The following is a 24,567-nucleotide window of genomic DNA, read 5'->3' on the forward strand; positions in this document are numbered from 1 at the left end:
ATATGGATAACACCCGTGTGCCGCGTCTTTCGACCTACTGTTCCCGCCCGGCATTCCACCGGGCGGGATTTTTCAAATGGAAGCCCAGGATTGTCTGATGCCCCTGTCCCATGACCAGATCACCCGGTTTCTGAAATCCGTACACCCCTATGACGCCTTGCCGCCTGACACGCTGGACGATCTGGCCAACCAGATCGAGGTGTGGGAGGTCGATGAAGGGTTTCCCGTGTATGAGCTGGGCAACACCCTACCCGGCATATTTGTGATCTATGAAGGACAGGTTGAGATCACGGATGAAAACGGCGCTGTCGTTTCGCATCTGGGACTGCGCAATTCCTTTGGGGAACGTGGTCTTCTGAAGGACGGCAAAGCTGCAACCCATGCACATACGCATACGCCGTCCGTTCTGATGGTTCTGCCCCCCAACGTGGTGCGCGGGCTGATCGACGGCCATGATGTTGTCGCCAACTTCTTCAACCGTACGCGCGGGGAACGTGCCGGTCCGCAAAGCTTGGCGACCAGCGCGATTGACGTTTTGATGGCCCACAACCCGGCCACCTGTCCTCCGGACATGCAAGTTCAAAAAGCCGCGCGGGTGATGCGCGATCGCCATATCTCGTCTCTGTGCGTGACCCAAGACGACACGCTGCTGGGCATCGCAACGCTGCGGGACGTAGCCGGAAAATATGTGGCGGACAACATGCCCGAAACAACGCCCGTTTCAGCGATCATGACACATGATCCCATCACTCTTTCACCCTCCGATATCGGATCGGACGTGTTGCATGTGATGATGGAGCGCGGGATCGGCCATATCCCGATCTGTGAAGGCGGCAAGCTGGTCGGTATCGTCACGCAGACCGATCTGACCCACTATCAGGCCGTAAACTCGGCCGAACTGGTTCGGCGGATCGCTCATGCCAACTCTGCGGGTGAAATGGCACTGGTCACGGCTGAAATTCCTCAACTTCTGGTGCAGCTGGTGGCCAGCGGTAACCGGCATGAGATCGTTACCCGTCTGATCACCGACATCGCCGATACTGTGACCCGCCGTCTGCTGGCGCTGGCAGAAAAGAAATTGGGCCCGCCGCCCGTGCCTTATTTGTGGCTAGCCTGTGGTTCGCAAGGGCGGCAAGAGCAGACCGGCGTATCGGATCAGGACAATTGCCTGGTGTTGGACGACAACATGTCTGACGGCGACATGGCCTATTTCAGCGAACTGGCAAAATATGTTTCGGACGGGTTGGACACTTGCGGGTATTTCTATTGCCCGGGCGACATGATGGCGACCAATCCCCGCTGGTGTCAGCCGGTGCGGGTATGGCGGGATTATTTCAACGGCTGGATCGCCAAACCGAACCCCGAGGCGCAAATGCTGGCCTCGGTCATGTTCGACCTGCGCCCCATCGGCGGCGCGTTCGAACTGTTCGAGGATCTGCAAGCCGACACGCTGGCTGCAGCCAACGCGAATTCGATCTTCGTGGCGCACATGATTTCCAATTCATTAAAGCACACGCCCCCGCTCGGCCTGTTACGAGGTTTTGCCACCATCCGCTCGGGCGAACATCGCAACACGCTTGATCTGAAACATAACGGCGTTGTGCCGGTGGTTGATCTGGCCCGCATCTACAGCCTTCAGGGTCAGTTGCCCGAGGCCAACACCCGCGCCCGCTTGAAAGCCGCCGAAGCGGCCCAAGTTCTTAGCCCTTCGGGCGCGCGGGATATTCTGGACGCCTATGACTTGATCGCTGAAACACGGTTGGAACATCAGGTGAGGCTGGTCAAATCCGGCAAAAACCCCGACAACTATCTTCCACCATCGACTTTGTCTGACTTTGAGCGAAGTCATCTGCGAGACGCCTTTGTCGTCGTAAAAACAATGCAGTCGGCGGTGGGCCATGGCAAAGGTATGCTGAACTAGGCAGACCCAAACGGGCGCAAAAGCGTTAAACCAGGAGAAAAACATGTTTCTGGAACTGATCGGCACCATCTTTGCAGGGATCGCCTTTGCTGGAGTGGTGATGGGAGTGAACAAACTGACGGGTGGTCGCCTGCCCCGCTGGGCCGCTCCGGTCGCGGCTGGGTTGGGTATGATCGGCATGACCATCGCCAGCGAGTATTCCTGGTACAACCGAACCACTGAAACGCTGCCGGAAGAAATGGAAATCGTGCAAGAGGTTGAAAGCCGGGCCTTCTATCGCCCGTGGACCTACGCCGTACCGTTCGTCAATCGCTTTGCCGCGATCGACACCGCCTCGGTCCGCACCAACGAGCAGGTGCCGGATCAACGCCTTGTGGACATGTATTTCTTTGGTCGCTGGTCCCCGATCTCGAAACTGCCGGTGGCCGTCGACTGCGCCACCAACAGCCGTGCCAGCCTGGCCGATGGAGCCGAGTTCGGTGACGACGGCCAATTGCTCAATGCCGACTGGCTGACCGTCAACGCCGAGGACCCCATCGTCGAGGCCACCTGCGGAGTGTAACATGCTGACCCGGCTTAGCCTGCGCGTCCGAATTTTTCTGTTCTTCTGCTTGATGGCAGTGGGCGCGCTGGCCGTTAGCTCTGTGGCACTTTGGGTAAGCTATCTGCGTGTCGCTGATCCTGCGTTAGCAAGTGCTTTTATCCTGGCTGAAATCCTTATGGGTTTCGGCTTCATCGCCTTGATCATTGCCGTCTGGCTGCTGTTTGACGACAACGTGGCAAAGCCCATCGAACGTCTATCGGCCCAGCTGCGCGCCCGCGCACATGCGGGCGTAAGCACGGATATGGACATGCAGGCCGCGCGTTATCTGGGCGACCTGGCCCCAGCGGCAGCCGGGTTGGCGGATCAGCTGTCAGGCAAGACCATGGATGTGGCTCAGGCCGTGGCTGCTGAGACTGCGCATCTGTCTGCTGAAAAACAAAGACTGACGGCCCTGCTGACCGAGATTCCGGTGGCGATGGTGCTGGCCAGCCCCACCCACAAAATCGTGCTGTACGATGGGCAGGCCGCCGGAGTGCTGGCCCAAATCGCCCATCCCCGCTTGAACGCCTCGCTTTACGAATACCTACAGCCCGTGCCACTGCAACAAGCCTATGAGAAACTGTCAAAATCCGGGCTTGAGGTCGATTGCACCCTGACCAGCATCGACGGCGCGCAAACCTATTCCGCCCGCATGAAGCCGCTGGGCGACGCGCCCGGCTATCTGCTGATATTCGACGAAAGCGCCGCTAATATCGCACCCGAGGCTGCGCGCCCACTGGTATACGACTTTGACTTGCTGAACAGCGCGGTCGCGGGCGAGTTCGAATCTCTCGCCCTTCGCGATCTGTGTTTTGTGGTGTTTGACACCGAAACCACGGGACTACTGCCGCACAAAGACGAAATCGTCCAAATCGGCGCGGTCAGGGTTGTGAATGGACGCATCGTTCAGGGCGAGCGGTTTGATATGTTGGTTGATCCGGGCATGCCGATCCCGCCGGCTTCGACCAAAGTTCATCATATCAGCGACCACATGGTTCAGGGCGCGCCGGATATTGCTGCGGCGGGGCGCACGTTCCACCAATTCGCGCGGGATGCGGTGATCGTGGCCCATAACGCGCCTTTCGATATGGCCTTTCTGCGGCGCCATGCAAAACGCATGGATGTCGACTGGGATCACCCCATCCTCGACACTGTTTTGCTATCCGCCGTCCTGTTCGGCGCCAGCGACAAGCACACCCTGGATGCGTTGTGTGACAGGTTAGAGATTGCCATTCCGCACGACCTGCGCCACACCGCCCTTGGCGACGCTGTCGCCACAGCGCAAGCACTGGTCAAGATGCTGCCGATGCTGCAAGCCCGTGGCATGACAACCTTTGGCGCAGTCATCGAGGCAACCCGTCAGCATGGCCGCCTGCTGGAAGATTTGAACTGAACGTCAAAATATTCGCTCAAGATTCAGCTTTTCATGGACAATTCCGGCAGACCGTGGCACCTGATGCGCGGCCACTGCACGAGCGGACAATGACTGAAAAGACCTTCACCCCAACTCCTGACCAAAGTACCGCTTTTCGCGAAGCGCTGGGGTGTTTCGGAACAGGTGTCACCGTCATCACGACGAACACCGAAAACGGACCGCGTGCGATAACCGTCAACTCGTTTTCATCGGTCTCGCTGGACCCGCCGTTGGTGCTGTGGTGCCTGGCAAAGGACTCGTTCCGGTTCAATTCCTTTAATGCCTGCCAACACTATTCCATTCACGTTATGGCACAGGAACAGCAGGATCAGGCGCTGCGGTTCGCGCGTGATGGGTTGGATTTCTCGCACGTGGATTGGGACGCGGATCACAAAGGCAGACCGCAACTGAACGAGTGTCTGGCCCGGTTCGATTGCCAGTTACATGCCAAGCACGAGGCTGGAGATCACTTGATCCTGGTTGGTGAGGTTGAACAGGTGATGTATCGCACGGGCAAAGGGCTGATCTTCAAACGCGGTCAGTTCGGCGGCTTCGCGGACCTGCTGTAACCTTCATTCATCAAGCGAGCCGTGAACGGCCAGCGCCTCAAGCTGTGTTTCTTGTGGGGTGATAATTCGAAACGCTTCGTGTACGCCCGTGTCGGACAACTCACGCGCTACCGTCAACAGTGTGTTCGGGGCGTGTTCTTCGCAAAGCTCACTCATATGGACGAATTCGGCCTGTGCCACACCCAAGGCCGCTTCGACTGAAGGCGCACCGTAGAATTGCACAAAATGCTCGGCCAGAGTTTGCACGATCTGGTCCAACTCGGCCTGTTCGATCTGGGTCACGGCGACAAATGTCACGCGCCCAAAGGTTTCGACGCCCAACCAACCGTTTGAAAACGCCTGCCGCGACTTACCTTCCAGATCGGCCTCACCCCAGTTCGAGAATTCAAACCCGCCTGATATGCACCATTCCCCCGTCCGCGCCGGGGAATGGAACACGTTCATGTCGCTTTCATCGAAATGGATCGCACGGGCCAGTTTCATCATTGGTTCTCCAATAGTTCGGTCAGCGGGCGTAAACGTGTTTCATCGCCGTCACGGATCAGCATACCGAACCGCTCATCGGTGCCCAGAAACACGCCCGTCTGTCCGTAGGGCTCTCCGACGCCGCGCAGCAGCCCCATCCATTCGCCGTGCAAAGGGGCGTTGCCGTCCTCTTGCCAGCGATTGAGCCAGGTCAGCATATGCCGCGACCAGCTTTCAACCAGTTGTGCTGCTGAGACATCGGCGCACCCTTCGTCATACAGTGCGGTGACATCCGGCGTTTTCCCCGGATCATCCCCGGTTTGCAGCAACGCCAGTTCCCAACTGACCACCAGCCAATCGGGTTCTTGCCCGGGATCGCGGCCTGAGGCGGCGGTGCGGAACATTCCACACTTCGCCCCGTTCACGCAAATCAGTCCATCCCAGCCCAAATGCACGGCAACCTCGGGCGGAGCCAGCGCACCCAGCGCGTTCTGAAACCCCACGGCGCACAAAGGCAGCATCGCCATAGCGTCCTGCAAAGGCACCTCGGGCGCAAAAACGATGGCAACGCGCAAGCGGTCGGCCTGAATGTTGTAAACCACCGTCCCCGCGTCGCAGCCAAGCGAGGCCATGGCTTGGGCGCGGTCGAACGGGTCTTCCCCGCCCTGCACAGGATGGCCCGTCAGCAATGGCGGAAAGACCGGTTGGTTCATGCGTTACCCTTGGCGATCATATCGCGGGCGACTTTGCGGAATGCCTCAGCCTGCGGGCTGTCGGGTTTGCTGACCACGATGGGCGCGCCCCCGTCCGCAGCGACCCGGATATCCAGATGCAGGGGGATTTCACCCAGCAGCGGAACACCCAGCGCTTCGGCCTCGGATTTAACACCGCCGTGGCCGAACACGTGCTCCTCATGCCCGCAGTTGGAGCAGATATGGGTCGACATGTTTTCGATCATGCCAACGATAGGAGTCTTGAGCTGGTTGAACATGTCGATCCCTTTGCGGGCATCGATCAAGGCCACGTCCTGCGGGGTAGATACAACAATGGCACCGTCCACCTTAAACTTTTGGCTCAGCGTCAGTTGCACGTCACCGGTGCCTGGCGGCAAGTCCACGATCAGCACGTCCAAAGCGCCCCACTGAACCTGGCTCATCATCTGTTGCAGCGCGCCCATCAGCATTGGGCCGCGCCAGACAACCGCTTGCCCTTCATTGGTCATCAGACCCATCGACATCATGGTAACGCCGTGATTGCGCAGCGGCAGGATTGTCTTTCCGTCGGGGCTGGCCGGACGGCCCGAGACACCCAGCATCCGGGGCTGCGACGGGCCATAAACATCAGCGTCCAATAGACCGACACGACGACCCTCGGCCGCCAGCGCACAGGCAAGGTTGGCCGAAACGGTGGACTTACCTACCCCGCCTTTACCCGAGGCAATGGCGATTATTCGATCCACCCCCGGTACGGCCTGCGGGCCGGTTTGCGATGGCTTGGGTTTCGGTTTCAGATCTGGCGGAGCCTTTTCCGAATGCGCGGTCAGCAGAGCAGACACATTGGCCACACCGTCTGCCAACTTTGCGGCCTGCTCGGCGGCGGCACGAACGGGCTCCATTCGCTCGGCCTGTTTCGGATCAATCTCAAGTACGAACCGAACGGTGTCACCTTCGACATTCAGCGCGCGCACCACTCCGGCGCTGACGATATCCTGCCCGGATACAGGGTCAGTGATCTTTTTCAGGTTTGCCAGAACCGCGTCACGAACACTCATGCCATTACCCCTTTAATTCCACCCACGATGAGGTTGCGTTTCATTGCATGTGTCTCCGTCTCATTCAGTTCATTTGACGCAATCGGGACCAGACCGTTAGGTTGGGCCATGCGCTTTGTCCTTTTGTGCCTGAGCCTGACGCTCTCTGCCAGTCCCTCTTGGTCGCAGGAGGCCATTGGCCTTGCCGCCCCGACGGAAGTAACAGACTCTGGTCTGCTGCAACATATCCTTCCTCGCTTCTCTCTCAAGACCGGGATACGCGTTATTGCGGATGACGGGGGTATTTTGGTGCTGGAAACATCCCCGCCGGGCGATCCAGTCTTTGCACGCGGCGGAGTGGTGTACCATCTACGGATCGAAGACAACGCCCGGCACGAACGGTTCCGCGACTGGCTGCTGTCCGATATCGGCAAGAATACGGTCGAAAGCTTTGTCCCTGACCAAGGGGCACCCTTCTCTGCGAGTTTCGAAGTAACGGCAACCCAGCAGGAAACCGTGATCGAAGGCGACGCTGCCCGGGGCGCGGAACTGTCGATGACCCATTGCGGCCGGTGTCATGTGATTGGGCCGCAGAACCGGATGAACGGTCTGGGCTCAACCCCATCATTCGCGGTGCTGCGATCGATGCCGGACTGGTCTGAACGGTTTGAGGCGTTCTTTGCCCTAAACCCTCATCCCGCCTTCACACAAATTGACGGGCTGACACCGCCGTTTGCCCCTGAACGCCCCTCGCCCATTCACCCGGTCGAGATGACGCTGGAAGAGCTGGAGGCCATTCTGGCGTTTGTTTCTGCCATCCAGGCCGCTGATTTGGGCGCACCGCTACAGCTTCAATGATCCTTTCGCTTTGAGAAATAATCCTCGGTCGTGACAACCTTGGGTCTTGGATTGGACTGGAACGGATTGTCTGATTGCTGAAACTGCGCGTTCACTCGGCAATTGTCACACATCTGGATCATCCGGGCCTTGTCCGAGGTGGCAAACATCGGATGCGTGCCAGACAGCTTTTCCATGATCCGTTCGACCGTAGATTTCACACCGAACAACGCACCGCATTCAACGCAGGCAAAGGGTTCTTCCTCATTCAGCACCTGCTGAGACAAGGCTGCGTCGCTCAGGTCCAGTTGCGGGACAAGGGTAATCGCATCCTCGGGGCAAACGCCCTTGCACAAGCCACATTGCAAACAGGCGTCCTGCTGAAAGTTCAGCTGCGGTTTGTCCGGGTTGTCAGCCAACGCACCTGACGGGCACAGCGACACGCAGCTGAGGCACAATGTACAGGCGTCCGTATTCACCGCCACCGCCCCGTACGGAGCATTTTCGGGTAATGATAAAGGTGTATCCGCCTGCGGATTCAACGCCTGTGCGGACAAGCGCGCGATTTGTCTGCGGTTGCCCAGCGGCAGCACCGGATCGGACAGCGGTGACGGAACATCCTGCGCATATAGCAGGTCTGCCATCGCATCGGGGTCGGCCTGATCAATCAAGGACAATCCATCTGGTCTTGCAATTGCCTGCGCCAGAACCAATTCACGATCCAGCGCGTCGCGTTCGGTGGTTGGGGCCAGAAGGATATCGACACGTGCGAACCCATGCGCCAATGCGGCCAGCATTTCGGCGTGGCCGAACCCCGAAATCACGTTTAACTCAAGCGGGATGACATCTGCGGGCAAGCCGCGCCCGAACCGGGCGGCCAGCCGGATCATCTCAGCCCCGTGGGCATCGTGGACCAACAAACGGGGCGACGTCCCCCCTGCCCGCCGATAGGTCCGCGCCAGAATGTGCATGCGTGACAACAGGGCAGAAACTGGCGGGTCCTCGTATGTGATTGCGGTCGATGGGCACACCGCCGCACATTCCCCGCATCCGGCGCAGACCATTGGGTCAATGGACACATGTTCCTTCGCCGGCACGATCGCACCCGTCGGACAGATATCCAGACAGTTGGTACAGGCGACCTGCTCGGCACGGGAATGGGCACACAGCGTTTCTTCGAGCCGCACGTAAAGCGGCTTTTCAAACGTGCCAACCAGTTGCACTGCCTCATAGGCCAACCGTTCCACAGCAAGCGGGTCTTTGGGATCGGCGCGCAAATAGCCTTCGCGTTTGGCCGGGGCCTGAACGAAGGCAGTGCCGCCGGACAGGTCTATTATAATATCGCAGGCCGAGTGCGCCCCATCGCGGGCCTCAGTCCAGGTAAACGCCCCACGACCGCCCGGTTTCAGCTGTTGCAAAGCGTCCAGCCGCAACGTAAACCCGCCCAGCGCGCCGTTCAGCGACTGAAGTTGGCCGCGCACCACGTCAAATGACCGCGAAACCGGCGACGCGTCATCGGTCACCAGCACCGTCACAGCCAAAGTGTCCGACAGCCGGGCCGCCAGATCAAAACTCACCTCACCTGCCCCGACAATGAAACAGGTGCCTTCGCTAAAGACGTCAACGCTGGGCGTGATGGGCTGAGGCAGCAGCGCCTCAGCCGCCAAAGCGGCCATCTTGGGGGTCGCATCGCTGCTCTGCTCTGACCAACCGGCGCGGTCACGCAAGTCGACAAACCCCGGCATGTCTATATTCAATTCGTCTGCAAGGTCCCGGAACACATCTTGCTCCTGCCCGCAGGCAATCACCGTATCCCCGTCCTGCATCAGGGATGCAGCGGTCTCCAACTCAGCCGTACACAGGGCCGTATGAACCTTTGAGCAGGCGATCCCACAAGCGGATGCGATTTTCTCGGCCTCCAGATCCTGCGTTCCGGCGCAATCGCATAGTATTAGTTTTGTGCCCATGGCATCCCCTCCCCATCCTGGTTTCAGCTTAGGGTGTCTTGGAAAAGTGGCAATGCCCCATGGCAAATCTTTCGGCATGGCCGGGTCTTCAATGCCTCTCGGGTTCGTAAACAATCGGTGATCAGATCATTAGCCCAGCAATTCAGACTTGGCACATGGTTGCTTTGTGTACCATAGTAGACCCAGGGGAAGGCAGGGGAGAGCCTTCCGGGGAGGACTAAGTGGCCAAGGCCGCAAGCCAGATTGAAATGCCAATCGGCGTCGTCGTGCGCAAAACACCCGGTGTAACCCGCTGGGCGAAATGGAACTGGCGCGCCGTTGCCGTGCTACCCGGTGCCGGGCCAGCGGATTGGCTTGAGATGCGCCGCGAGGGTGAAGCCGTGGAGTACCACGCCGCCACCCTTCCCTTGACGCTTTGGGCTGATGAAACTGAGGCCTACATGGTCAACCTGTCCGACGGACAACCTTCGATCTACCTTGTTCTTCGCGATGCGCTGGATGGCGAACGCCCGATGGATGCGGTGCTGGTCACGGCGTCCCCGTTCGAAGGGCAGGATTATGCAGATACCGGCGAAGAGATTGTCGAAAAAATCCCGATGACTGAAGGGCTGATTGCCTGGGTTCGGGATTTCGCGCTGGAACACCACCGTGATGAGGTTTTCGTTAAACGCCGCCGCGACAAGAAACGGACGGACCTTGTAGAGGACGGCAAGGGGGATGCGCGTATCCGGCAGACCTCGGACGTTTACCGCGCACCGCGGAGGCTGTTGCAATGACCCAAGCTCGCGATTTCTGGACACGCCGCAAAGCTGCCGTTCAGGCCGAAGCCGAGGCCGAGGTCATCGCGAGTGAAGAACAGGTCATCGCCAGGCAATACGCCGAGTTGGAAGAAAAGAGCGACGCCGAGATTTTGGCACAGTTCAACTTGCCCGACCCCGATCAGTTGCAGGCTGGGGATGATGTCTCGGGGTTTATGGCAAAGGCCGTCCCTGACAGGTTGCGCCGCCGTGCCTTGCGGCGGCTGTGGCGGCTGAACCCGGTATTGGCCAACGTGGACGGGCTTGTCGACTATGGCGAGGACTATACCGACGCGGCCTGTGTGATCGAGAACATCCAGACCGCCTATCAAGTTGGCAAAGGAATGCTGAGCCACATCGAAGCATTGGCTGCAGAGGCCGAAGAGGATGCCCCCGAAATCGAACCCTTGGTGGATGAAAGTGAAACCCTGGCAGCCGAAGAGGAACCGGAAGTGGTTCCATCCCCAGCTCCTGCCCAGGTGGCCGTGGCATTTACCGATGAGGTGGACGAGGCAGCGCCGCAGGTTGCCCCGCGCCGCATGAAATTTGAATTCGAAGGATGACGAAATGACCGCAGGCAATGCGCAAAATCTGGAAGTCTCGGCCGAAGATCGCCTGCGCGCGGATTTCTACAATTTTCTGGGTCTGCTTCTGTCAGGCCCACCAGATCAAATGCTGCTAGATCAGGTCGCGGGTCTGACCGGGGATGGCACAGACCTGGGTCAAGCCATTCAAGCCATGGCGCGTGTGGCCAAAGTCACCAAACCCGCCGCCGCGGAACGGGAATTCAATGCGCTGTTCATCGGACTGGGCCGGGGTGAGCTGCTGCCTTATGGCAGCTATTACCTGACCGGTTTTTTGAACGAGAAACCTCTGGCGCAGTTGCGCAATGACATGGCCGTCCGCGGGATCACCAGAGCGCAGAACGTATTCGAGCCTGAAGACAACATTGCCTCGCTGATGGAAATGATGGCAGGCATGATCGTTGGCCGTTTTGGCGCACCCGCCACGGTCGAGGATCAAAAGGCGTTCTGGAACAAACATATCGGCCCCTGGGCCACACATTTCTATTCTGATTTGGAAGCAGCCGAAGCGTCGGTTCTCTATGCCTCGGTCGGCACAGCCGGTCGGGTGTTTATGGAAATCGAACGCGAGGCCTTCCGAATGACGGCGGTGTGAACCACCGCAACTCGCCAGCGCCCGAATTGGCGCTAGATCGCAAATGGGAAAGGAGAAGCCCATGAGCAAGACCAAGGAAGAAGGCGCCTCGCGCCGCGACTTCCTCAAACTGGCCGGAACCGCAGCGCCCGCTGCTGTTGCCGCAGCCACACTAAGCGGAAAAGCCGAAGCAGCCGAGCTGCCCACGGACGAAACCCGCATGCAGGACACAGCGCACACCCGCGCTTACCTGGACAGCGCGCGCTTCTAAGCCGCCTCGACTGCGCCCGGTTCACCGACCGGACGATGTCACCAACCGACTGACGGTTGCGATTGGCCCTGACGTCGGCATCAGCAGTACCAAGCCAGCCGTGGCTTACACGGCGCGCAAGGGAGGAAAACAATGCTAAGGAAAAAGACCAACGGGGTTGCGAGACGCCCCCAGCGGACAAGTATCCTGTCCCAGGTCGGCGAGAAAACCGTCGATCGCCGCGCATTCCTGCGTGGATCGGGCCTGACGATCGGCGGCCTTGCCGCGATCAGCGCCACGGGTGGAACCGTGACGCCAGCCAGCGCCCAGACAGCGGCCAATCAGGCCGTTGAAAACATCAAATCCGTATGCACCCATTGTTCGGTCGGCTGTACAGTCGTCGCCGAAGTGCAGGACGGCGTCTGGATCGGGCAGGAACCCGGTTGGGACAGTCCGTTTAACCTGGGTGCGCACTGCGCCAAGGGGGCCTCGGTTCGCGAGCACGCCCATGGCGAACGCCGGCTGAAATACCCGATGAAAAAGGAAGGTGGCGAGTGGAAACGCATCAGCTGGGAAGAAGCGATCAACGAGATCGGCGACGGCATGATGAGCATCCGCGAAGAGTCGGGGCCAGACAGTGTTTATTGGCTGGGTTCCGCGAAGCACAATAACGAACAGGCCTATCTGTTCCGCAAGTTCGCCGCCTACTGGGGCACGAACAACGTGGACCATCAGGCGCGTATCTGCCACTCGACCACTGTTGCGGGTGTTGCGAATACATGGGGCTACGGCGCCATGACCAATTCGTATAACGACATGCACAACAGTAAGGCGATCTTCATCATCGGCGGTAACCCGGCTGAGGCGCACCCTGTCTCGCTGCTGCATATATTGCGCGCGAAGGAGCAGAACAACGCACCGCTGATTGTCTGCGACCCGCGTTTTACGCGCACCGCGGCCCATGCAGATGAATATGTTCGCTTCCGCCCCGGCACAGACGTTGCGCTAATCTGGGGCATCCTGTGGCACATCTTCGACAACGGCTGGGAGGACAAAGAGTTCATCCGCACCCGTGTCTGGGGCATGGACCAAATCCAGGAAGAGGTTGCCAAGTGGAACCCGGAAGAGGTCGAGCGCGTCACCGGTACGCCCGGTTCGCAGCTCAAGCGCGTTGCCCGCACCATGGCCAACAACCGGCCCGGCACAGTCGTTTGGTGTATGGGTGGCACCCAGCACACCAACGGCAACAACAACACCCGCGCCTACTGCGTGTTGCAGCTTGCACTTGGCAACATGGGCACCTCGGGTGGTGGCACCAACATCTTCCGCGGTCATGACAATGTGCAGGGCGCGACGGACCTTGGTGTTCTGTCTCATACCCTGCCCGGCTATTACGGCCTGTCCGCAGGTGCATGGGGTCACTGGGCACGTGTCTGGGGTGAAGAACCCGAATGGCTGGCTGGTCAGTTCGCCACGATCAAGGACAAGGAAGGCAAGGATAAACCGCTTCAGAACGAGCGCGGTATCCCTGTCTCTCGCTGGATCGACGGTGTTCTGGAAGACCCAGCAAACATGGATCAGGACAACAACGTTCGCGCCATGGTTCTGTGGGGTCACGCGCCGAACTCGCAAACGCGTGGGCCGGAAATGAAGACGGCGATGGAGAAGCTGGATATGCTGGTCGTGATCGACCCGTACCCCACCGTCTCGGCCGTTCTGCATGACCGCACCGATGGCGTTTACCTGTTGCCTGCCTGTACGCAGTTCGAAACCCGTGGCTCGGTCACGGCCTCGAACCGCTCGCTGCAGTGGCGCGACAAGGTGGTTGATCCGCTGTTCGAAAGCTTGCCGGACGAGGTCATCATGGCCAAGTTTGCCAACAAGTTCGGCTGGGCGGACCGGTTCTTCCGCAATATCGAAATGGAAGACGCCGAAACCCCGAATGTTGAAAGCATCACGCGTGAGTTCAACTCGGGCCTCTGGACCATCGGCTATACCGGTCAGTCGCCGGAACGTCTGAAAAGCCATATGGCCAACCAGCACACGTTCGACAGAACGACGTTGCAGGCTGTTGGTGGACCAAACGACGGCGAATACTATGGTCTGCCATGGCCCTGCTGGGGCACGGCCGAGATGGGTCATACGGGGACTCCAAACCTCTATGACATGTCCAAACCGGTGGCCGAGGGTGGCCTGACCTTCCGCGCCCGTTTCGGGGTGGAACGCGATGGCGACAACCTGCTAGCCGAAGGGGTCTATAGCGTTGGGTCGGAAATTCAGGATGGATATCCCGAATTCACGATGCAGATGCTGATGGATCTTGGTTGGGATGGCGATCTGACGGATGAGGAACGCGCAGCAATCGACGCTGTTGCGGGTCCGAAGACCAACTGGAAAACCGACCTTAGCGGCGGCATCCAACGGGTCGCGATCGAGCATGGTTGTGCGCCCTTCGGGAACGCCAAAGCCCGTGCGGTCGTCTGGACCTTCCCGGATCCGATCCCACTGCATCGCGAGCCGCTATATACCAACCGGCGCGATCTGGTGGAGGATTATCCGACCTACGAAGACCGTCAGGCCTATCGCCTGCCTACCCTTTACGCTTCGATCCAGAAGAACGACTTTTCAAAGGATTACCCGCTAATCCTGACGTCTGGTCGTCTGGTCGAATATGAGGGTGGCGGCGAGGAAAGCCGATCGAACCCGTGGCTGGCCGAACTGCAACAGGACATGTTCGTCGAGATCAACCCGCGAGATGCCAACAACCTTGGTATTCGTGATGGGTCTCAGGTCTGGGTCGAAGGTCCCGAGGGCGGCAAAGTCAAGGTGATGGCGATGCTGACCAACAGGGTCGGTGCCGGCGTGGCCTTCATGCCATTCCATTTCGGCGGCCATTTCCAGGGACAGGACTTGCGGGACAAATACCCCGCTGGCGCTGATCCCTACGTGCTGGGTGAAAGCTCCAACACCGCCCAGACCTATGGCTACGATTCAGTGACCCAGATGCAGGAGACGAAATGTACTCTCTGCAAAATCTCGGCAGCGTAAGGAGGACGATTTATGGCTAGAGCAAAGTTTCTCTGCGACGCTGAACGCTGCATCGAGTGCAACGCCTGCGTCACCGCGTGCAAGAACGAGCACGAGGTCCCATGGGGCATCAACCGCCGCAGGGTGGTGACGATCAATGACGGCAACCCGGGCGAACGCTCAATCTCGGTGGCCTGCATGCATTGCTCGGATGCGCCTTGCATGGCGGTGTGCCCGGTCGACTGCTTCTATCAGAACGAAGAAGGCGTCGTCCTGCACTCCAAGGACCTGTGCATCGGTTGCGGCTATTGCTTCTATGCGTGCCCCTTCGGCGCGCCGCAGTATCCACAGGCCGGAAACTTCGGATCACGCGGCAAGATGGACAAATGTACCTTCTGCGCCGGTGGTCCCGAGGAAACGCACTCGACCGCAGAGTTCGCCAAATACGGCCGCAATCGGATCGCCGAGGGCAAACTGCCCATCTGCGCCGAGATGTGTTCCACCAAGGCCCTGCTCGCCGGTGATGGCGATGTGGTTTCGGCCATCTACCGTGAACGCGTCGTGGCGCGCGGGTTTGGCTCGGGCGCCTGGGGTTGGGGCACGGCCTACGACCAGAAAGACGGTTAAGACCGTTTCGAAATTGGCGGTTCCGTAGTGGCAGCTACAGGACCGTCACAGCCCGGCCAAACCACTTGGCCGGGCATAAGTTGGCGTGACCAACCTGAACGGAGTATTTCATGACCGAAGATGTTTATTGGCTGCTGAAACTTGACCTGCAAGCAGATCAGGATGACATATTCGATGCGCTAATGGCTGAAATGGTGGATGCAACACTGAATGAAAGCGGTGCGAAGTCCTATGAATGGCACCGCAGCGGATCGGCAGTTCACATATTTGAACGATACGCCAGTTCTGATGATGCGATGATCCACATGCAAAACTTCGGGGCAAATTTCGCAGATCGTTTTCTGGCAATTCTGACACCAACTCAGCTGGACGTTTACGGCCCCGCTAAAGAAGACCTGCACGCGGCGCTTACGCCGGTTGGAGCGGTCTTTCACAAACAAGTCAGCGGCTTTGACCGATAGACACGAACGACACAGGAGATTCGACAGATGCGCCTGATCTTAATGCTGCTGATCCCCCTATTCCTCACCAGTGTCGCCTTGGCTCAAGAAAGTGCGGATGTCCCGACTGAATCCGAACGCAGCACCACTGGCGGCGCCACGACACTGGAAGACATTCTGGCCCGCCAGCGTGGTGAAAAGGTCGACAATCGCTATCGCTCGGACAACACCGGTCAAGGCAATGCTGAAGGTCTGCTGGGCCAGTTAGGAACACGCGGCGTTGCCTCAGACAGTGATGTCTATCGCGCGATCCGGTATGGCTCGGCCGATACAACAGTTTCATCCAAGGGACCTGCGGCTGGCATTCTAATCCAGGACGGTGGCATGTGGTGGCTGAACTTCCGCACAGGCCCCTTGCGCGAATACGGAACGTATATCCTGGGCGGAATGGCGGCCATCATCGTGTTGTTTTTCCTGATCCGCGGAAAAATCCGCATCGACGGAGAAAAAACCGGCCGCACCGTAACCCGCTTTAACAGCTTTGAGCGGTTCGGGCACTGGCTGTTCGCCGGGTCTTTCCTTGTACTTGGCCTGACCGGCCTGCTGACCCTTTATGGCCGTGATTTCCTGATCCCGCTTTTTGGGAAAGAAGGGTTTGCCACCATCGCGCAAGGCTGCAAATGGTTACACAACAATCTCGCATGGGCATTTATGCTGGGTCTGGTCATCGTCACCGTGAACTGGATCGCCCACAACATCCCCAACCGGGTGGACTTGAAGTGGCTGGCCGCCGGTGGGGGCCTTTTCACTAAAGGTAGCCATCCGCCTGCCAGGAAGTTTAACGCAGGACAAAAGGTCATCTTCTGGGCCTGTATCCTGCTGGGCGTTTCGATCAGCCTGTCCGGGCTGTCGCTGCTGTTCCCGTTCGAACTGCCGATGTTCGCCAAGACCTTCTCGGTCGCCAATTCCACCGGTATTCCACAGATGTTTGGCCTGAATTTGCCAACCCAGATGTCCCCACAGGAGGAGATGCAATACGCGCAGGTTTGGCACGTGATGATCGCCTATGTGTTCATCGCCATCATTATCGCCCATATCTATTTGGGTTCAGTGGGCATGGAAGGTGCCTTTGACGCAATGGGTACCGGCGAAGTCGAAGAGCAATGGGCGCGCGAGCATCACTCGCTGTGGTTGGAAGAGGTACAAGAAAAAGAGGCCGGTAAGGCAGCGGCCTCACCCGCAGAATAGATGCGTGGGCTGGTCCTGGCCCTGGCGCTGGTCCCCCTGCCCGCCATGGCCGAGTTTTTTACGCTCAAGGGTCACGGCGGGCCGATCATGGGGATCGCCACAGCACCGGACGGACGGATCGCCACGGCAAGTTTCGACAACTCGGTTGGCTTGTGGTCGAACCGTACGCCCGAATGGCTGGAAGGGCACGAGGCTGCGGTCAACTCGGTCGCGTTTAACGGGCGCGCGATCTATTCGGCAGGCGATGATTTCACCCTGCGCCGCTGGCCGGGCGGAGAGGTTGTTGGCCAGCACAAGGGCAAAATCGTGGGGGTCGCGGCCTCGAAAACGCATGTCGCCACTGCCAGTTGGGACGGCACCATTGGACTCTGGCCCGAAGATGGATCAGCCGCACAAACGCTTACGGCGGGCAGCGGTGTGAACGCCGTAACTTTTTCACCAGATGGTGCAACGCTGTACTCGGCTGGCATAGATGGAACACTGCGAGTTTGGGATGTAGCCAGTGGACAGGAAATCCGGCGACTGGTGGAACACGGGTTCGGGATCAATGAATTGGTTCTGAACGCCGCCGACAACTGGATTGCCTATGGCGCGGTCGACGGTGTGACCCGCATTCTGGACCTGACCACCGGCGAAGAACGTGATTTTACCCTGGATCGCCGCCCCATTCTGGCCTTGGCCCTTAGCCCGGATCGCAGCCTTTTGGCCGTGGGTGATGGTGAGGGCTACATCATGGTGATCGACACAGTCGAATGGCACATCGCGCAGGACTTCCGCGCCACTCTTCGCGGGCCGGTTTGGGCGCTGGCCTTTTCTACGGACGGTCAGAACATCCATGCGGGCGGCATTGACGAAGCTATGTATAGCTGGCCGGTTTCATTCCTCGGCGATCGCGCACAGATGGCAGCCACCGAGCCCAGTTTCCTGAAGAACCCCGAAGAAATGAGCAACGGGGAACGGCAATTTTCCCGCAAATGTTCGATCTGCCACAGCCTGACGCCTGATGGGCAAAGACGTGCAGGGCCGACTTTGTATGGTGTCTTCGGACGCAAGGCCGGAACGCTGGCTGGATATTTCTACTCGGATACGCTGCAAGACTCTGATATCGTTTGGAATGACGAAACGATAAATGCCCTTTTCGACGAAGGGCCAGACCACTACATACCCGGATCGAAGATGCCGATGCAGCGGATTACTCAGGCCCAGGACCGCGATGACCTGATCGCCTTTTTGCGCCGCGCAACGGCACCGGAGAATAAGACCGGAGGAGACCAATGAAAGCCTTTCTTGCCGCTGTGGCCGTAATGGTCGCAATCACCGTCGCTGCACCCTATGCACTGCAACAGGTCGGCTTCAGCGCCGCCGATGCGGGAACCGGTTCGGCTGTGCGCCTCGACTGAATGTCCGAATACCTGACCACAAAAGAGCTGGCCGACCTGCTGCGCATTGGCGAGCGTAAGGCCTATGATCTGGCCTCATCCGGCGAAGTCCCGTGCGTGCGCGCCATGGGCAAGCTGCTGTTTCCTCGGGCCGAGGTCATCGCCTGGCTGAACGCATCCCGGTCGGGTCCGCAAGTGGCGGAACCTGCCCTGCCCCCGATCATTGCTGGCAGCCATGATCCGCTGCTTGATTGGGCTTTGCGCGAAAGCGGTTCGGGTCTGGCCACGTATTATGACGGTTCCTTCGACGGGCTGACCCGTCTGAAGGACCGCAGCGCGCAAGCTGCGGCACTGCATATTCATGAGGATCAGGGGTTCAATACGCAATCCCTGCGCGCCAATCTGGGTGAAGCCCCGGTGGTTTTGTTTGAAGTCGCGCAGCGGCAACGCGGATTGCTATTGGCACCGGGCGTCACCGGTATCACTGACTTTGCCGATCTGAAAGGACGGCGGGTGATCCTGCGGCAGGACAGCGCCGCCAGCCAACGGCTGTTCGACGCACAGCTAGAAGCCCACGATCTGACACGCGACGATCTGGACGCCCTACCCGCCTGCACCCGGACCGAAGAAGAACTGGCCATTGCCCTGCATGACAGCAAGGCCGAAGCCGGGTTTGGGTTGGGTGCCCTGGCCAGCCTATACAATCTGGGCTTCGCGCCCACCCATACTGAACGGCTGGACCTGGCCATCTGGCGCCGCGCTTATTTCGATGACCCGATGCTGAAACTTCTCAGCTTTTTTCAGTCTGAAAGTTTCGCCAACCGTGCTGCCGAATTCGGTGGTTATGACTTGTCCGAGTTGGGCTCGATCCACCACAACGGCGCAAGCGGCTGACCCCGATCACTCGGCATTGGGAAAGAACAACTGCTCACCATCCAGCTTGTAAGACGCAATGGCCGCCTGCCCGTCGGGGCCGATCAGCCAGTCAATGAACCGTTGACCCGCTGCGGCCCGGACCTGCGGATGCTTATCCGGGTTCACAAGGATGATACCGTACTGATTGAATAGACGCGGGTCACCCTCGACCAGAATCTCTAGATCCCCCCTGTTGCCAAAGGATTGCCACGTGGCGCGATCCGTCAGCACATAGGCCCCCATCCCGCTGGCCACGTTTAAAGTCGCCCCCATGCCCGAGCCGGTCTCGCGGTACCACGTCCCCGATGCGGCGGTCGGATCGGCACCCGCCCAATCCCAAAGGCGCATCTCGGCCTTGTGCGTTCCGCTGTCATCTCCGCGCGAGGCAAAGGGCGCTTCGGCTTCGGACACCGCAACCAGCGCCTCAACGATATCCATGCCACCCCGCACCTTGGCCGGATCGGATTTTGGCCCGACCAGAACAAAATCGTTGTACATCACGTCAAACCGCTCGACCCCCCAACCGTCGTCAACGAATTGTTCCTCGGCTGGTCTGGAATGCACCAGCAACACGTCCCCATCCCCGTTGATGGCATTGCGGATCGCCTGACCGGTGCCCACGGCAACAACACGTACGTCAATACCCGTCTCGGCCTCGAACCCCGGCAGGATGTAATCCAGCAAACCCGAATTCTGAGTGGACGTTGTCGATTGCACCACGATAAAGGGTTCCTCGGCGTTGGCGGACGCAGCGGTCAGACCTACGGCGAAAAGAGCTGCTCGAAAAAAAGTACGGATCATTTAGATCTCCGTTATTGTTTAAGTGACTAGCCCGCCAGCCAGATATCGGCGTGCGGCGTCGCTTTTGGGGGCATCCAGTACCTGTTTGGCCGCCCCATGTTCAACCACGTGACCACCCTGCATCATCACGATATCGGCGGCTAACCGCCGGGCCTGCCCGATGTCATGCGTCACCATAACGATGCGGACACCCCGGGTTGAGGCGCGCAGGATCATTCTTTCGATCATCTGCGTGGCATTGGGATCAAGCGCGCTGGTGGGTTCGTCCAGAAACAACGTCTCAGGGTCCAGCGCGAGGGCGCGTAGAATGGTCAGCCGCTGCGCTTCTCCCCCTGACAGGGACCGGGCGGATTGGCGGGCTTTGCCATCCAGGCCGCCTTCGGTCAGCAATTCCTCGATCCGGGACTTGCGCGTGTTGCGCGGCATTCCCTGGCGCTTCAGCACAAAATCCAGGTTGGAAGCAACGGTCCGGCGCAACAGCACGGGCTGCTGAAACACCATCGCCTGCCTCGCCTTGTGATCAGCATTCAGCTCGACACCATCCTGCCGAACTTGCCCGCGATCCGGTACGATCAGCCCATGCAGACAGCGCAGCAGCAGGCTTTTGCCCGATCCATTCGGCCCAAGGATCAAGGTTGGCCCCGGACCATCAAGGATAAGCTGCGGCACATCCAACAAGGCCTTGCCTTTACGGGTGATCCGCATCCCATCAACCGACAAACAACTGGCCAATTGCAAAGTCAAATCACGCATGGCGCAACCCCTCCTGCTCGGCTCGCAGGCTGAGCGTGCTGACCATGGCGTTCACCGCCACCGCGATACCGATCAGGATCGCCCCCAGTGCCAACGCCAGCGCCAGATTGCCCTTTGAGGTCTCCAAAGCAATGGTCGTCGTCATAACACGCGTCACGTGATTGATGTTGCCGCCAACGATGATCACCGCACCGACCTCGGCAATGGCCCGACCAAACCCAGCCAGCAGTGCGGTCACCAGCGCCAATCGCGCATCCCACAACAGCACCGGAACCGATGCCAGCCGGGACACCCCCAGTGAGCGGAGCTGTTCCGAATACTCCTCGGCCAGCAATTCGACCACTTGCCGGGTCAACGCTGCGATGATGGGGGTAACTAGAACCACCTGCGCTATGATCATCGCGGTCGGTGTATACAGTAACTCAAGCACACCCAGCGGCCCAGAACGCGACAGCATCAGATAGACCAGCAGCCCGACAACGACCGGTGGGAACCCCATCAAAGCATTCATCAGCACGATCAGAATTCGACGTCCCGGAAACCGAGCGACCGCCAAAGCCGCACCAACGGGCATGCCAATCAACGCAGAAATCAGCACGGCAAAGATGGAAACTTTCAGGGACAGCAACACAATCGCCCACAACTCTGCATCCCCGTTGAGGATCAGAGTCATCGCCAAGTTGAATTCTGATGCAAATCCCTGCATTTCCTACCACATAACGAGCATTTCGTACAAAATGCGCCTAATTTCATAAAGATACTAGACCATTTACTCACCAAGTACAGACACGATTCCGACATCCCCAAACGAAAACGCGGCCCCGGTTGGGGCCGCGCGTGTTCAGGCAATTGGCTTGGTTCAGTTCAGCGCCGCGTCGGTAATCTGATGCGTCCAGGCCCCATCGGGCTGCTTGGTGATCACTGGGTCAGACCCACCTGCCAGCAAGGTACCCACGGTACGTTCAAAATCGGCCGGATCCAACGCGCCATTCGAACCCGCGGTCAGTTTGGCTATCTCGCCCATCATGCGCTTCTGATGCTCTTCGGTCTGGGCACCGGTCGCGTCATTCTCAAGCACGATGTCGGCTGCCTCATCAGGGTGTTCTTCAGCGTATTTCCAGCCTTTCATCGAAGCACGAACAAAACGCTCCATTTTTTCAACAAAGGCCGCGTCACCCAAGTTTTCCTCAAGCACATACAAACCGTCCTCCAGCGTCGCCACGCCCTGGTCTTCATACTTAAAAGTGACCAGCTCATCCGGGCTGACGCCAGCATCGATGACCTGCCAATATTCATTATAGGTCATGGTGCTGATGCAATCGGCCTGACGCTGCAGCAAAGGATCAACGTTAAAGCCCTGTTTCAGAACCTCGACGCCGTTTTCACTTTTGCCACCGGTGTCGATACCCAACTGGCTCATCCAGCTCATGAACGGGAATTCATTACCAAAAAACCAAACACCCAGCGTGCGGTTCTTTAGATCCTCGGGCGAGGAAATCCCGGCATCTTTCCAGCAGGTCAACATCATGCCTGAGCTTTTGAACGGCTGCGCGATATTCACCAGGGGCAGACCCTTTTCGCGTGCGGCCAGTGCGGCGGGCATCCATTCGACGGTCACATCCGCACCACCCCCGGCAATGACCTGAGTCGGTGCGATATCCGGGCCGCCAGGCAAAATGGTGACGTCCAGTCCTTCTTCCTCGTAGAACCCTTTGTCTTTGGCCACATAGTAACCCGCGAACTGCGCCTGAGTGACCCATTTGAGTTGCAAAGTCACCTCATCTGCGGCCAGCGCTGCGCTGGCAGTCAGACTAAAGGCAGCAATCACCCCGCTGAGTAGCTTGTTCATCTTCATATCTCCTAGTTGTTGTTGGCGCCCCATTTTCGGGGTCTGTTAATTTCCATTTATCCGCGTTGCGACGGGTGCCAGAATGTCACCCCCTTTTCGATCATGGCGACCAGCCCATAAAACGCCGTCCCGGCCAAAGCAGCCACGACAATCTCGGCCCAGACCATATCCAGTGACAGTTGCCCGACACTGGTCGATATCCGAAAGCCCATGCCCAGAGTTGGAGAGCCAAAGAACTCGGCCACGATAGCGCCGATCAGCGCCAGAGTGGTAGAAATCTTTAGCCCATTGAAAACAAACGGCATCGCAGCGGGCAAACGTAACTTCAGAAAGCTCTGCCAATAGGTCGCGGCATAGGTCTCCATCAGGTCGCGCTGCATGACGGTGGCTTCTCGTAGACCGGCAACGGTGTTCACCAGCATGGGAAAGAACACCATCACCACGACCACTGCTGCCTTGGAGTGCCAGTCGAACCCGAACCACATCACCAGAATGGGGGCCGTCCCGACAATAGGCAGGGCCGCTACAAAGTTCCCGACTGGCAACAATCCGAGGCGCAGGAAATCCCAGCGATCCACGGCAATCGCCATCAGGAAGGCCGATCCGCAACCGATAATGTAACCGCTCAGCGCGCCTTTGATGATGGTTTGCACGAAATCCGCCCACAGGATTGGCAGGCTGTCAGCAAAGCGCACAGCGATCACTGACGGTGCAGGCAAAATGACCAACGGCACATCAAGCCCGCGCACCAGCAGTTCCCAAATTGCAATCACGGTCAGTCCAAAGATCAGCGGCGCCAAAAACCGCACCGTCTTTGTATCGGCATAAGGTCCACTGGCCAGGCGGCTGTTCAACCACCAGCCAAACAGCCAGACGCCAATTGCACCAAGAACAGGTATCATTGCGCCATCCCCATCCGTTTCAGGACCGCGCGCTCGATCAGACCCAACAGCCCGACCAGACAGGCCGCCAGGATGGCCGCCGCAAACAATGCCGACCAGATTTGCACGGTCTGACCGTAATAGCTGCCGGCCAGTAGCCGCGCACCCAAACCAGCCACGGCCCCTGTCGGCAGCTCTCCGACGATAGCCCCAACCAGTGAGGCCGCGATTCCGATTTTCAGCGAAGTAAACAGATACGGCATCGACGCTGGTAAACGCAGCTTCCAGAACCCCTGAGACCGACTGGCGTTATACGTGCGCAACAGGTCCAATTGCATCGCATCGGGGCTGCGCAGCCCCTTCACCATACCGACCACGACGGGGAAAAAGCTAAGGTAGGCCGAGATGATCGCCTTGGGGATGATCCCCTGAATACCTATCGAATACAGCACCACGATGATCATCGGGGCCAGCGCGATGATTGGAATAGTTTGGCTAACAATGGCCCAGGGCATGACCGACAGGTCCATCACTCGGCTGTGTACAATTCCCACTGCCAGCAGAATGCCCAACCCGGTGCCAATCGCAAAACCCAGAATAGTGGCGCTGAGTGTCACCCAGGAATGATAGATCAATGATCTTTTCGAGGTGATTTTCTTCTCGACCGTGGTGTCCCACAGCTCTTCGGCCACCTGATGCGGTGCGGGCAAACGCGGTCGGTCCTGTTCCCATGTCTCATCAATGGCATAGGGGTTGTCGATGACCAACTCGAACTCGCTCATGTCGCGGCGGTCAACAGCTTTGGGCGGATCGACCTGTTCCCCGGCTCGTTCGAATTCAGTCAGAACGCCTTTGATGTTCATCGGCACGCTGGCGGCATACCAGAACAGGATAATGACGCCTACAACAGTCAAGACGGCCCAGACAGCTTTGATC

Annotated in this window: 26 protein-coding genes; 16 read left to right on the forward strand and 10 right to left on the reverse strand. The window is 58.7% G+C overall.

Annotated features, from left to right (window positions below; all coding sequences use genetic code 11):
- Window positions 1–97 precede the first annotated feature (97 nt).
- From ACR0AL_RS04570 to ACR0AL_RS04585, 4 genes are all read left to right on the forward strand, one after another.
- Window positions 98–1,921 carry a DUF294 nucleotidyltransferase-like domain-containing protein gene (locus ACR0AL_RS04570; protein WP_480636357.1) on the forward strand — a complete coding sequence of 608 codons (1,824 nt, stop codon included), beginning with the start codon at window positions 98–100 and terminating at the stop codon, window positions 1,919–1,921.
- A 43-nt stretch (window positions 1,922–1,964) separates the two neighbouring features.
- The gene (locus ACR0AL_RS04575) at window positions 1,965–2,483 is read left to right on the forward strand and encodes a hypothetical protein (RefSeq protein WP_480646399.1); all 519 of its coding nucleotides are present in this window, start codon (window positions 1,965–1,967) and stop codon (window positions 2,481–2,483) included.
- 1 nt (window position 2,484) lies between these two features.
- Window positions 2,485–3,897 (forward strand): 3'-5' exonuclease, encoded by a 1,413-nt coding sequence (locus ACR0AL_RS04580; protein WP_170348420.1) that lies wholly within the window; start codon window positions 2,485–2,487, stop codon window positions 3,895–3,897.
- A gap of 89 nt (window positions 3,898–3,986) precedes the next feature.
- Entirely contained in the window at window positions 3,987–4,487 is a 501-nt protein-coding gene (locus tag ACR0AL_RS04585) for a flavin reductase family protein (RefSeq protein WP_480646397.1), read from the forward strand.
- A 3-nt stretch (window positions 4,488–4,490) separates the two neighbouring features.
- Here the strand turns inward: ACR0AL_RS04585 and ACR0AL_RS04590 are convergent, their stop codons facing one another.
- The 3 genes from ACR0AL_RS04590 to ACR0AL_RS04600 are packed head-to-tail and all read right to left on the reverse strand — an operon-like array spanning window position 4,491 to window position 6,723.
- Window positions 4,491–4,970 carry a DUF6505 family protein gene (locus tag ACR0AL_RS04590; RefSeq protein ID WP_480646759.1) on the reverse strand — a complete coding sequence of 160 codons (480 nt, stop codon included), beginning with the start codon at window positions 4,968–4,970 and terminating at the stop codon, window positions 4,491–4,493.
- A complete protein-coding gene (locus ACR0AL_RS04595; protein WP_170532897.1) occupies window positions 4,970–5,665 on the reverse strand; it encodes a biotin/lipoate--protein ligase family protein in 696 nt (231 codons plus the stop codon). The genes ACR0AL_RS04590 and ACR0AL_RS04595 overlap by 1 nt, the downstream gene beginning before the upstream one ends.
- Entirely contained in the window at window positions 5,662–6,723 is a 1,062-nt protein-coding gene (locus ACR0AL_RS04600; protein ID WP_170393693.1) for an Mrp/NBP35 family ATP-binding protein, read from the reverse strand. Before ACR0AL_RS04600 ends, ACR0AL_RS04595 begins: the two co-directional genes overlap by 4 nt.
- A gap of 108 nt (window positions 6,724–6,831) precedes the next feature.
- Here ACR0AL_RS04600 and ACR0AL_RS04605 point away from each other — a divergent pair, with 108 nt between their 5' ends.
- On the forward strand, window positions 6,832–7,560 hold the full coding sequence (locus ACR0AL_RS04605; protein WP_170393691.1) for a c-type cytochrome: 729 nt from the start codon (window positions 6,832–6,834) through the stop codon (window positions 7,558–7,560).
- Here ACR0AL_RS04605 and ACR0AL_RS04610 read toward each other — a convergent pair.
- Complete coding sequence (locus ACR0AL_RS04610) at window positions 7,554–9,506, reverse strand: 4Fe-4S binding protein (RefSeq protein WP_480662118.1); 1,953 nt, start codon at window positions 9,504–9,506, stop codon at window positions 7,554–7,556. The genes ACR0AL_RS04605 and ACR0AL_RS04610 overlap by 7 nt on opposite strands.
- Window positions 9,507–9,727: 221 nt before the next feature.
- On the opposite strand from ACR0AL_RS04610, the gene ACR0AL_RS04615 reads away from it, so the two are divergent.
- The 11 genes from ACR0AL_RS04615 (at window position 9,728) to ACR0AL_RS04665 (ending at window position 19,326) form a co-directional block, all read left to right on the forward strand.
- Window positions 9,728–10,282 carry a DUF3305 domain-containing protein gene (locus tag ACR0AL_RS04615; protein WP_170348414.1) on the forward strand — a complete coding sequence of 185 codons (555 nt, stop codon included), beginning with the start codon at window positions 9,728–9,730 and terminating at the stop codon, window positions 10,280–10,282.
- Window positions 10,279–10,866 carry a DUF3306 domain-containing protein gene (locus ACR0AL_RS04620; RefSeq protein WP_480646389.1) on the forward strand — a complete coding sequence of 196 codons (588 nt, stop codon included), beginning with the start codon at window positions 10,279–10,281 and terminating at the stop codon, window positions 10,864–10,866. Before ACR0AL_RS04615 ends, ACR0AL_RS04620 begins: the two co-directional genes overlap by 4 nt.
- 4 nt (window positions 10,867–10,870) lie before the next feature.
- On the forward strand, window positions 10,871–11,482 hold the full coding sequence (locus ACR0AL_RS04625; protein ID WP_170358029.1) for a TorD/DmsD family molecular chaperone: 612 nt from the start codon (window positions 10,871–10,873) through the stop codon (window positions 11,480–11,482).
- A 61-nt stretch (window positions 11,483–11,543) separates the two neighbouring features.
- Window positions 11,544–11,732, forward strand: a complete 189-nt coding sequence (locus tag ACR0AL_RS04630) for a twin-arginine translocation signal domain-containing protein (protein ID WP_170348411.1) — start codon at window positions 11,544–11,546, stop codon at window positions 11,730–11,732.
- 132 nt (window positions 11,733–11,864) lie between these two features.
- Window positions 11,865–14,759 carry a formate dehydrogenase subunit alpha gene (locus tag ACR0AL_RS04635; protein ID WP_170348410.1) on the forward strand — a complete coding sequence of 965 codons (2,895 nt, stop codon included), beginning with the start codon at window positions 11,865–11,867 and terminating at the stop codon, window positions 14,757–14,759.
- A gap of 12 nt (window positions 14,760–14,771) precedes the next feature.
- Entirely contained in the window at window positions 14,772–15,365 is a 594-nt protein-coding gene (gene fdh3B, locus ACR0AL_RS04640) for a formate dehydrogenase FDH3 subunit beta (RefSeq protein ID WP_037307340.1), read from the forward strand.
- A gap of 110 nt (window positions 15,366–15,475) precedes the next feature.
- Window positions 15,476–15,826 (forward strand): putative quinol monooxygenase, encoded by a 351-nt coding sequence (locus ACR0AL_RS04645; protein ID WP_170348409.1) that lies wholly within the window; start codon window positions 15,476–15,478, stop codon window positions 15,824–15,826.
- Window positions 15,827–15,853: 27 nt separating this feature from the next.
- Window positions 15,854–17,053 (forward strand): formate dehydrogenase subunit gamma, encoded by a 1,200-nt coding sequence (locus tag ACR0AL_RS04650; protein WP_480662120.1) that lies wholly within the window; start codon window positions 15,854–15,856, stop codon window positions 17,051–17,053.
- Window positions 17,054–18,331, forward strand: coding sequence for a c-type cytochrome (locus tag ACR0AL_RS04655; RefSeq protein WP_480662122.1), 1,278 nt, complete (start codon window positions 17,054–17,056; stop codon window positions 18,329–18,331).
- Window positions 18,328–18,453: a hypothetical protein gene (locus tag ACR0AL_RS04660; RefSeq protein WP_480662124.1), complete on the forward strand. Its 126-nt coding sequence runs from the start codon at window positions 18,328–18,330 to the stop codon at window positions 18,451–18,453. Before ACR0AL_RS04655 ends, ACR0AL_RS04660 begins: the two co-directional genes overlap by 4 nt.
- Window positions 18,454–19,326 (forward strand): substrate-binding domain-containing protein, encoded by an 873-nt coding sequence (locus tag ACR0AL_RS04665; protein WP_480662126.1) that lies wholly within the window; start codon window positions 18,454–18,456, stop codon window positions 19,324–19,326.
- A 6-nt stretch (window positions 19,327–19,332) separates the two neighbouring features.
- Here the strand turns inward: ACR0AL_RS04665 and ACR0AL_RS04670 are convergent, their stop codons facing one another.
- The 6 genes from ACR0AL_RS04670 to ACR0AL_RS04695 all read right to left on the reverse strand — a co-directional run bounded on the left by ACR0AL_RS04670 (window position 19,333) and on the right by ACR0AL_RS04695 (window position 24,566).
- On the reverse strand, window positions 19,333–20,148 hold the full coding sequence (locus tag ACR0AL_RS04670; RefSeq protein ID WP_480662128.1) for an ABC transporter substrate-binding protein: 816 nt from the start codon (window positions 20,146–20,148) through the stop codon (window positions 19,333–19,335).
- Between the two features lie 18 nt (window positions 20,149–20,166).
- On the reverse strand, window positions 20,167–20,901 hold the full coding sequence (locus ACR0AL_RS04675) for an ATP-binding cassette domain-containing protein (protein ID WP_480662130.1): 735 nt from the start codon (window positions 20,899–20,901) through the stop codon (window positions 20,167–20,169).
- Window positions 20,894–21,607 (reverse strand): ABC transporter permease, encoded by a 714-nt coding sequence (locus ACR0AL_RS04680; protein WP_170348403.1) that lies wholly within the window; start codon window positions 21,605–21,607, stop codon window positions 20,894–20,896. Before ACR0AL_RS04680 ends, ACR0AL_RS04675 begins: the two co-directional genes overlap by 8 nt.
- Window positions 21,608–21,760: 153 nt before the next feature.
- Complete coding sequence (locus ACR0AL_RS04685) at window positions 21,761–22,750, reverse strand: ABC transporter substrate-binding protein (protein ID WP_170409475.1); 990 nt, start codon at window positions 22,748–22,750, stop codon at window positions 21,761–21,763.
- 56 nt (window positions 22,751–22,806) lie between these two features.
- Window positions 22,807–23,652 (reverse strand): ABC transporter permease, encoded by an 846-nt coding sequence (locus ACR0AL_RS04690; RefSeq protein WP_170348401.1) that lies wholly within the window; start codon window positions 23,650–23,652, stop codon window positions 22,807–22,809.
- The gene (locus ACR0AL_RS04695; protein ID WP_170349379.1) at window positions 23,649–24,566 is read right to left on the reverse strand and encodes an ABC transporter permease; all 918 of its coding nucleotides are present in this window, start codon (window positions 24,564–24,566) and stop codon (window positions 23,649–23,651) included. Before ACR0AL_RS04695 ends, ACR0AL_RS04690 begins: the two co-directional genes overlap by 4 nt.
- Between the last annotated feature and the right edge of the window lies 1 nt (window position 24,567).

It is taken from the genome of Ruegeria sp. BB1 (genome assembly GCF_056539465.1).

Bases quoted from the DNA above. Each gene is read 5' to 3' on its own strand.
- ACR0AL_RS04570 (WP_480636357.1), top strand. From the start codon at position 98: ATGCCCCTGTCCCATGACCAGATCACCCGGTTTCTGAAATCCGTACAC.
- ACR0AL_RS04575 (WP_480646399.1), top strand. From the start codon at position 1,965: ATGTTTCTGGAACTGATCGGCACCATCTTTGCAGGGATCGCCTTTGCT.
- ACR0AL_RS04580 (WP_170348420.1), top strand. From the start codon at position 2,485: ATGCTGACCCGGCTTAGCCTGCGCGTCCGAATTTTTCTGTTCTTCTGC.
- ACR0AL_RS04585 (WP_480646397.1), top strand. From the start codon at position 3,987: ATGACTGAAAAGACCTTCACCCCAACTCCTGACCAAAGTACCGCTTTT.
- ACR0AL_RS04590 (WP_480646759.1), bottom strand. From the start codon at position 4,970: ATGAAACTGGCCCGTGCGATCCATTTCGATGAAAGCGACATGAACGTG.
- ACR0AL_RS04595 (WP_170532897.1), bottom strand. From the start codon at position 5,665: ATGAACCAACCGGTCTTTCCGCCATTGCTGACGGGCCATCCTGTGCAG.
- ACR0AL_RS04600 (WP_170393693.1), bottom strand. From the start codon at position 6,723: ATGAGTGTTCGTGACGCGGTTCTGGCAAACCTGAAAAAGATCACTGAC.
- ACR0AL_RS04605 (WP_170393691.1), top strand. From the start codon at position 6,832: ATGCGCTTTGTCCTTTTGTGCCTGAGCCTGACGCTCTCTGCCAGTCCC.
- ACR0AL_RS04610 (WP_480662118.1), bottom strand. From the start codon at position 9,506: ATGGGCACAAAACTAATACTATGCGATTGCGCCGGAACGCAGGATCTG.
- ACR0AL_RS04620 (WP_480646389.1), top strand. From the start codon at position 10,279: ATGACCCAAGCTCGCGATTTCTGGACACGCCGCAAAGCTGCCGTTCAG.
- ACR0AL_RS04625 (WP_170358029.1), top strand. From the start codon at position 10,871: ATGACCGCAGGCAATGCGCAAAATCTGGAAGTCTCGGCCGAAGATCGC.
- ACR0AL_RS04630 (WP_170348411.1), top strand. From the start codon at position 11,544: ATGAGCAAGACCAAGGAAGAAGGCGCCTCGCGCCGCGACTTCCTCAAA.
- ACR0AL_RS04635 (WP_170348410.1), top strand. From the start codon at position 11,865: ATGCTAAGGAAAAAGACCAACGGGGTTGCGAGACGCCCCCAGCGGACA.
- fdh3B (WP_037307340.1), top strand. From the start codon at position 14,772: ATGGCTAGAGCAAAGTTTCTCTGCGACGCTGAACGCTGCATCGAGTGC.
- ACR0AL_RS04645 (WP_170348409.1), top strand. From the start codon at position 15,476: ATGACCGAAGATGTTTATTGGCTGCTGAAACTTGACCTGCAAGCAGAT.
- ACR0AL_RS04650 (WP_480662120.1), top strand. From the start codon at position 15,854: ATGCGCCTGATCTTAATGCTGCTGATCCCCCTATTCCTCACCAGTGTC.
- ACR0AL_RS04655 (WP_480662122.1), top strand. From the start codon at position 17,054: ATGCGTGGGCTGGTCCTGGCCCTGGCGCTGGTCCCCCTGCCCGCCATG.
- ACR0AL_RS04660 (WP_480662124.1), top strand. From the start codon at position 18,328: ATGAAAGCCTTTCTTGCCGCTGTGGCCGTAATGGTCGCAATCACCGTC.
- ACR0AL_RS04665 (WP_480662126.1), top strand. From the start codon at position 18,454: ATGTCCGAATACCTGACCACAAAAGAGCTGGCCGACCTGCTGCGCATT.
- ACR0AL_RS04670 (WP_480662128.1), bottom strand. From the start codon at position 20,148: ATGATCCGTACTTTTTTTCGAGCAGCTCTTTTCGCCGTAGGTCTGACC.
- ACR0AL_RS04675 (WP_480662130.1), bottom strand. From the start codon at position 20,901: ATGCGTGATTTGACTTTGCAATTGGCCAGTTGTTTGTCGGTTGATGGG.
- ACR0AL_RS04680 (WP_170348403.1), bottom strand. From the start codon at position 21,607: ATGCAGGGATTTGCATCAGAATTCAACTTGGCGATGACTCTGATCCTC.
- ACR0AL_RS04685 (WP_170409475.1), bottom strand. From the start codon at position 22,750: ATGAACAAGCTACTCAGCGGGGTGATTGCTGCCTTTAGTCTGACTGCC.
- ACR0AL_RS04690 (WP_170348401.1), bottom strand. From the start codon at position 23,652: ATGATACCTGTTCTTGGTGCAATTGGCGTCTGGCTGTTTGGCTGGTGG.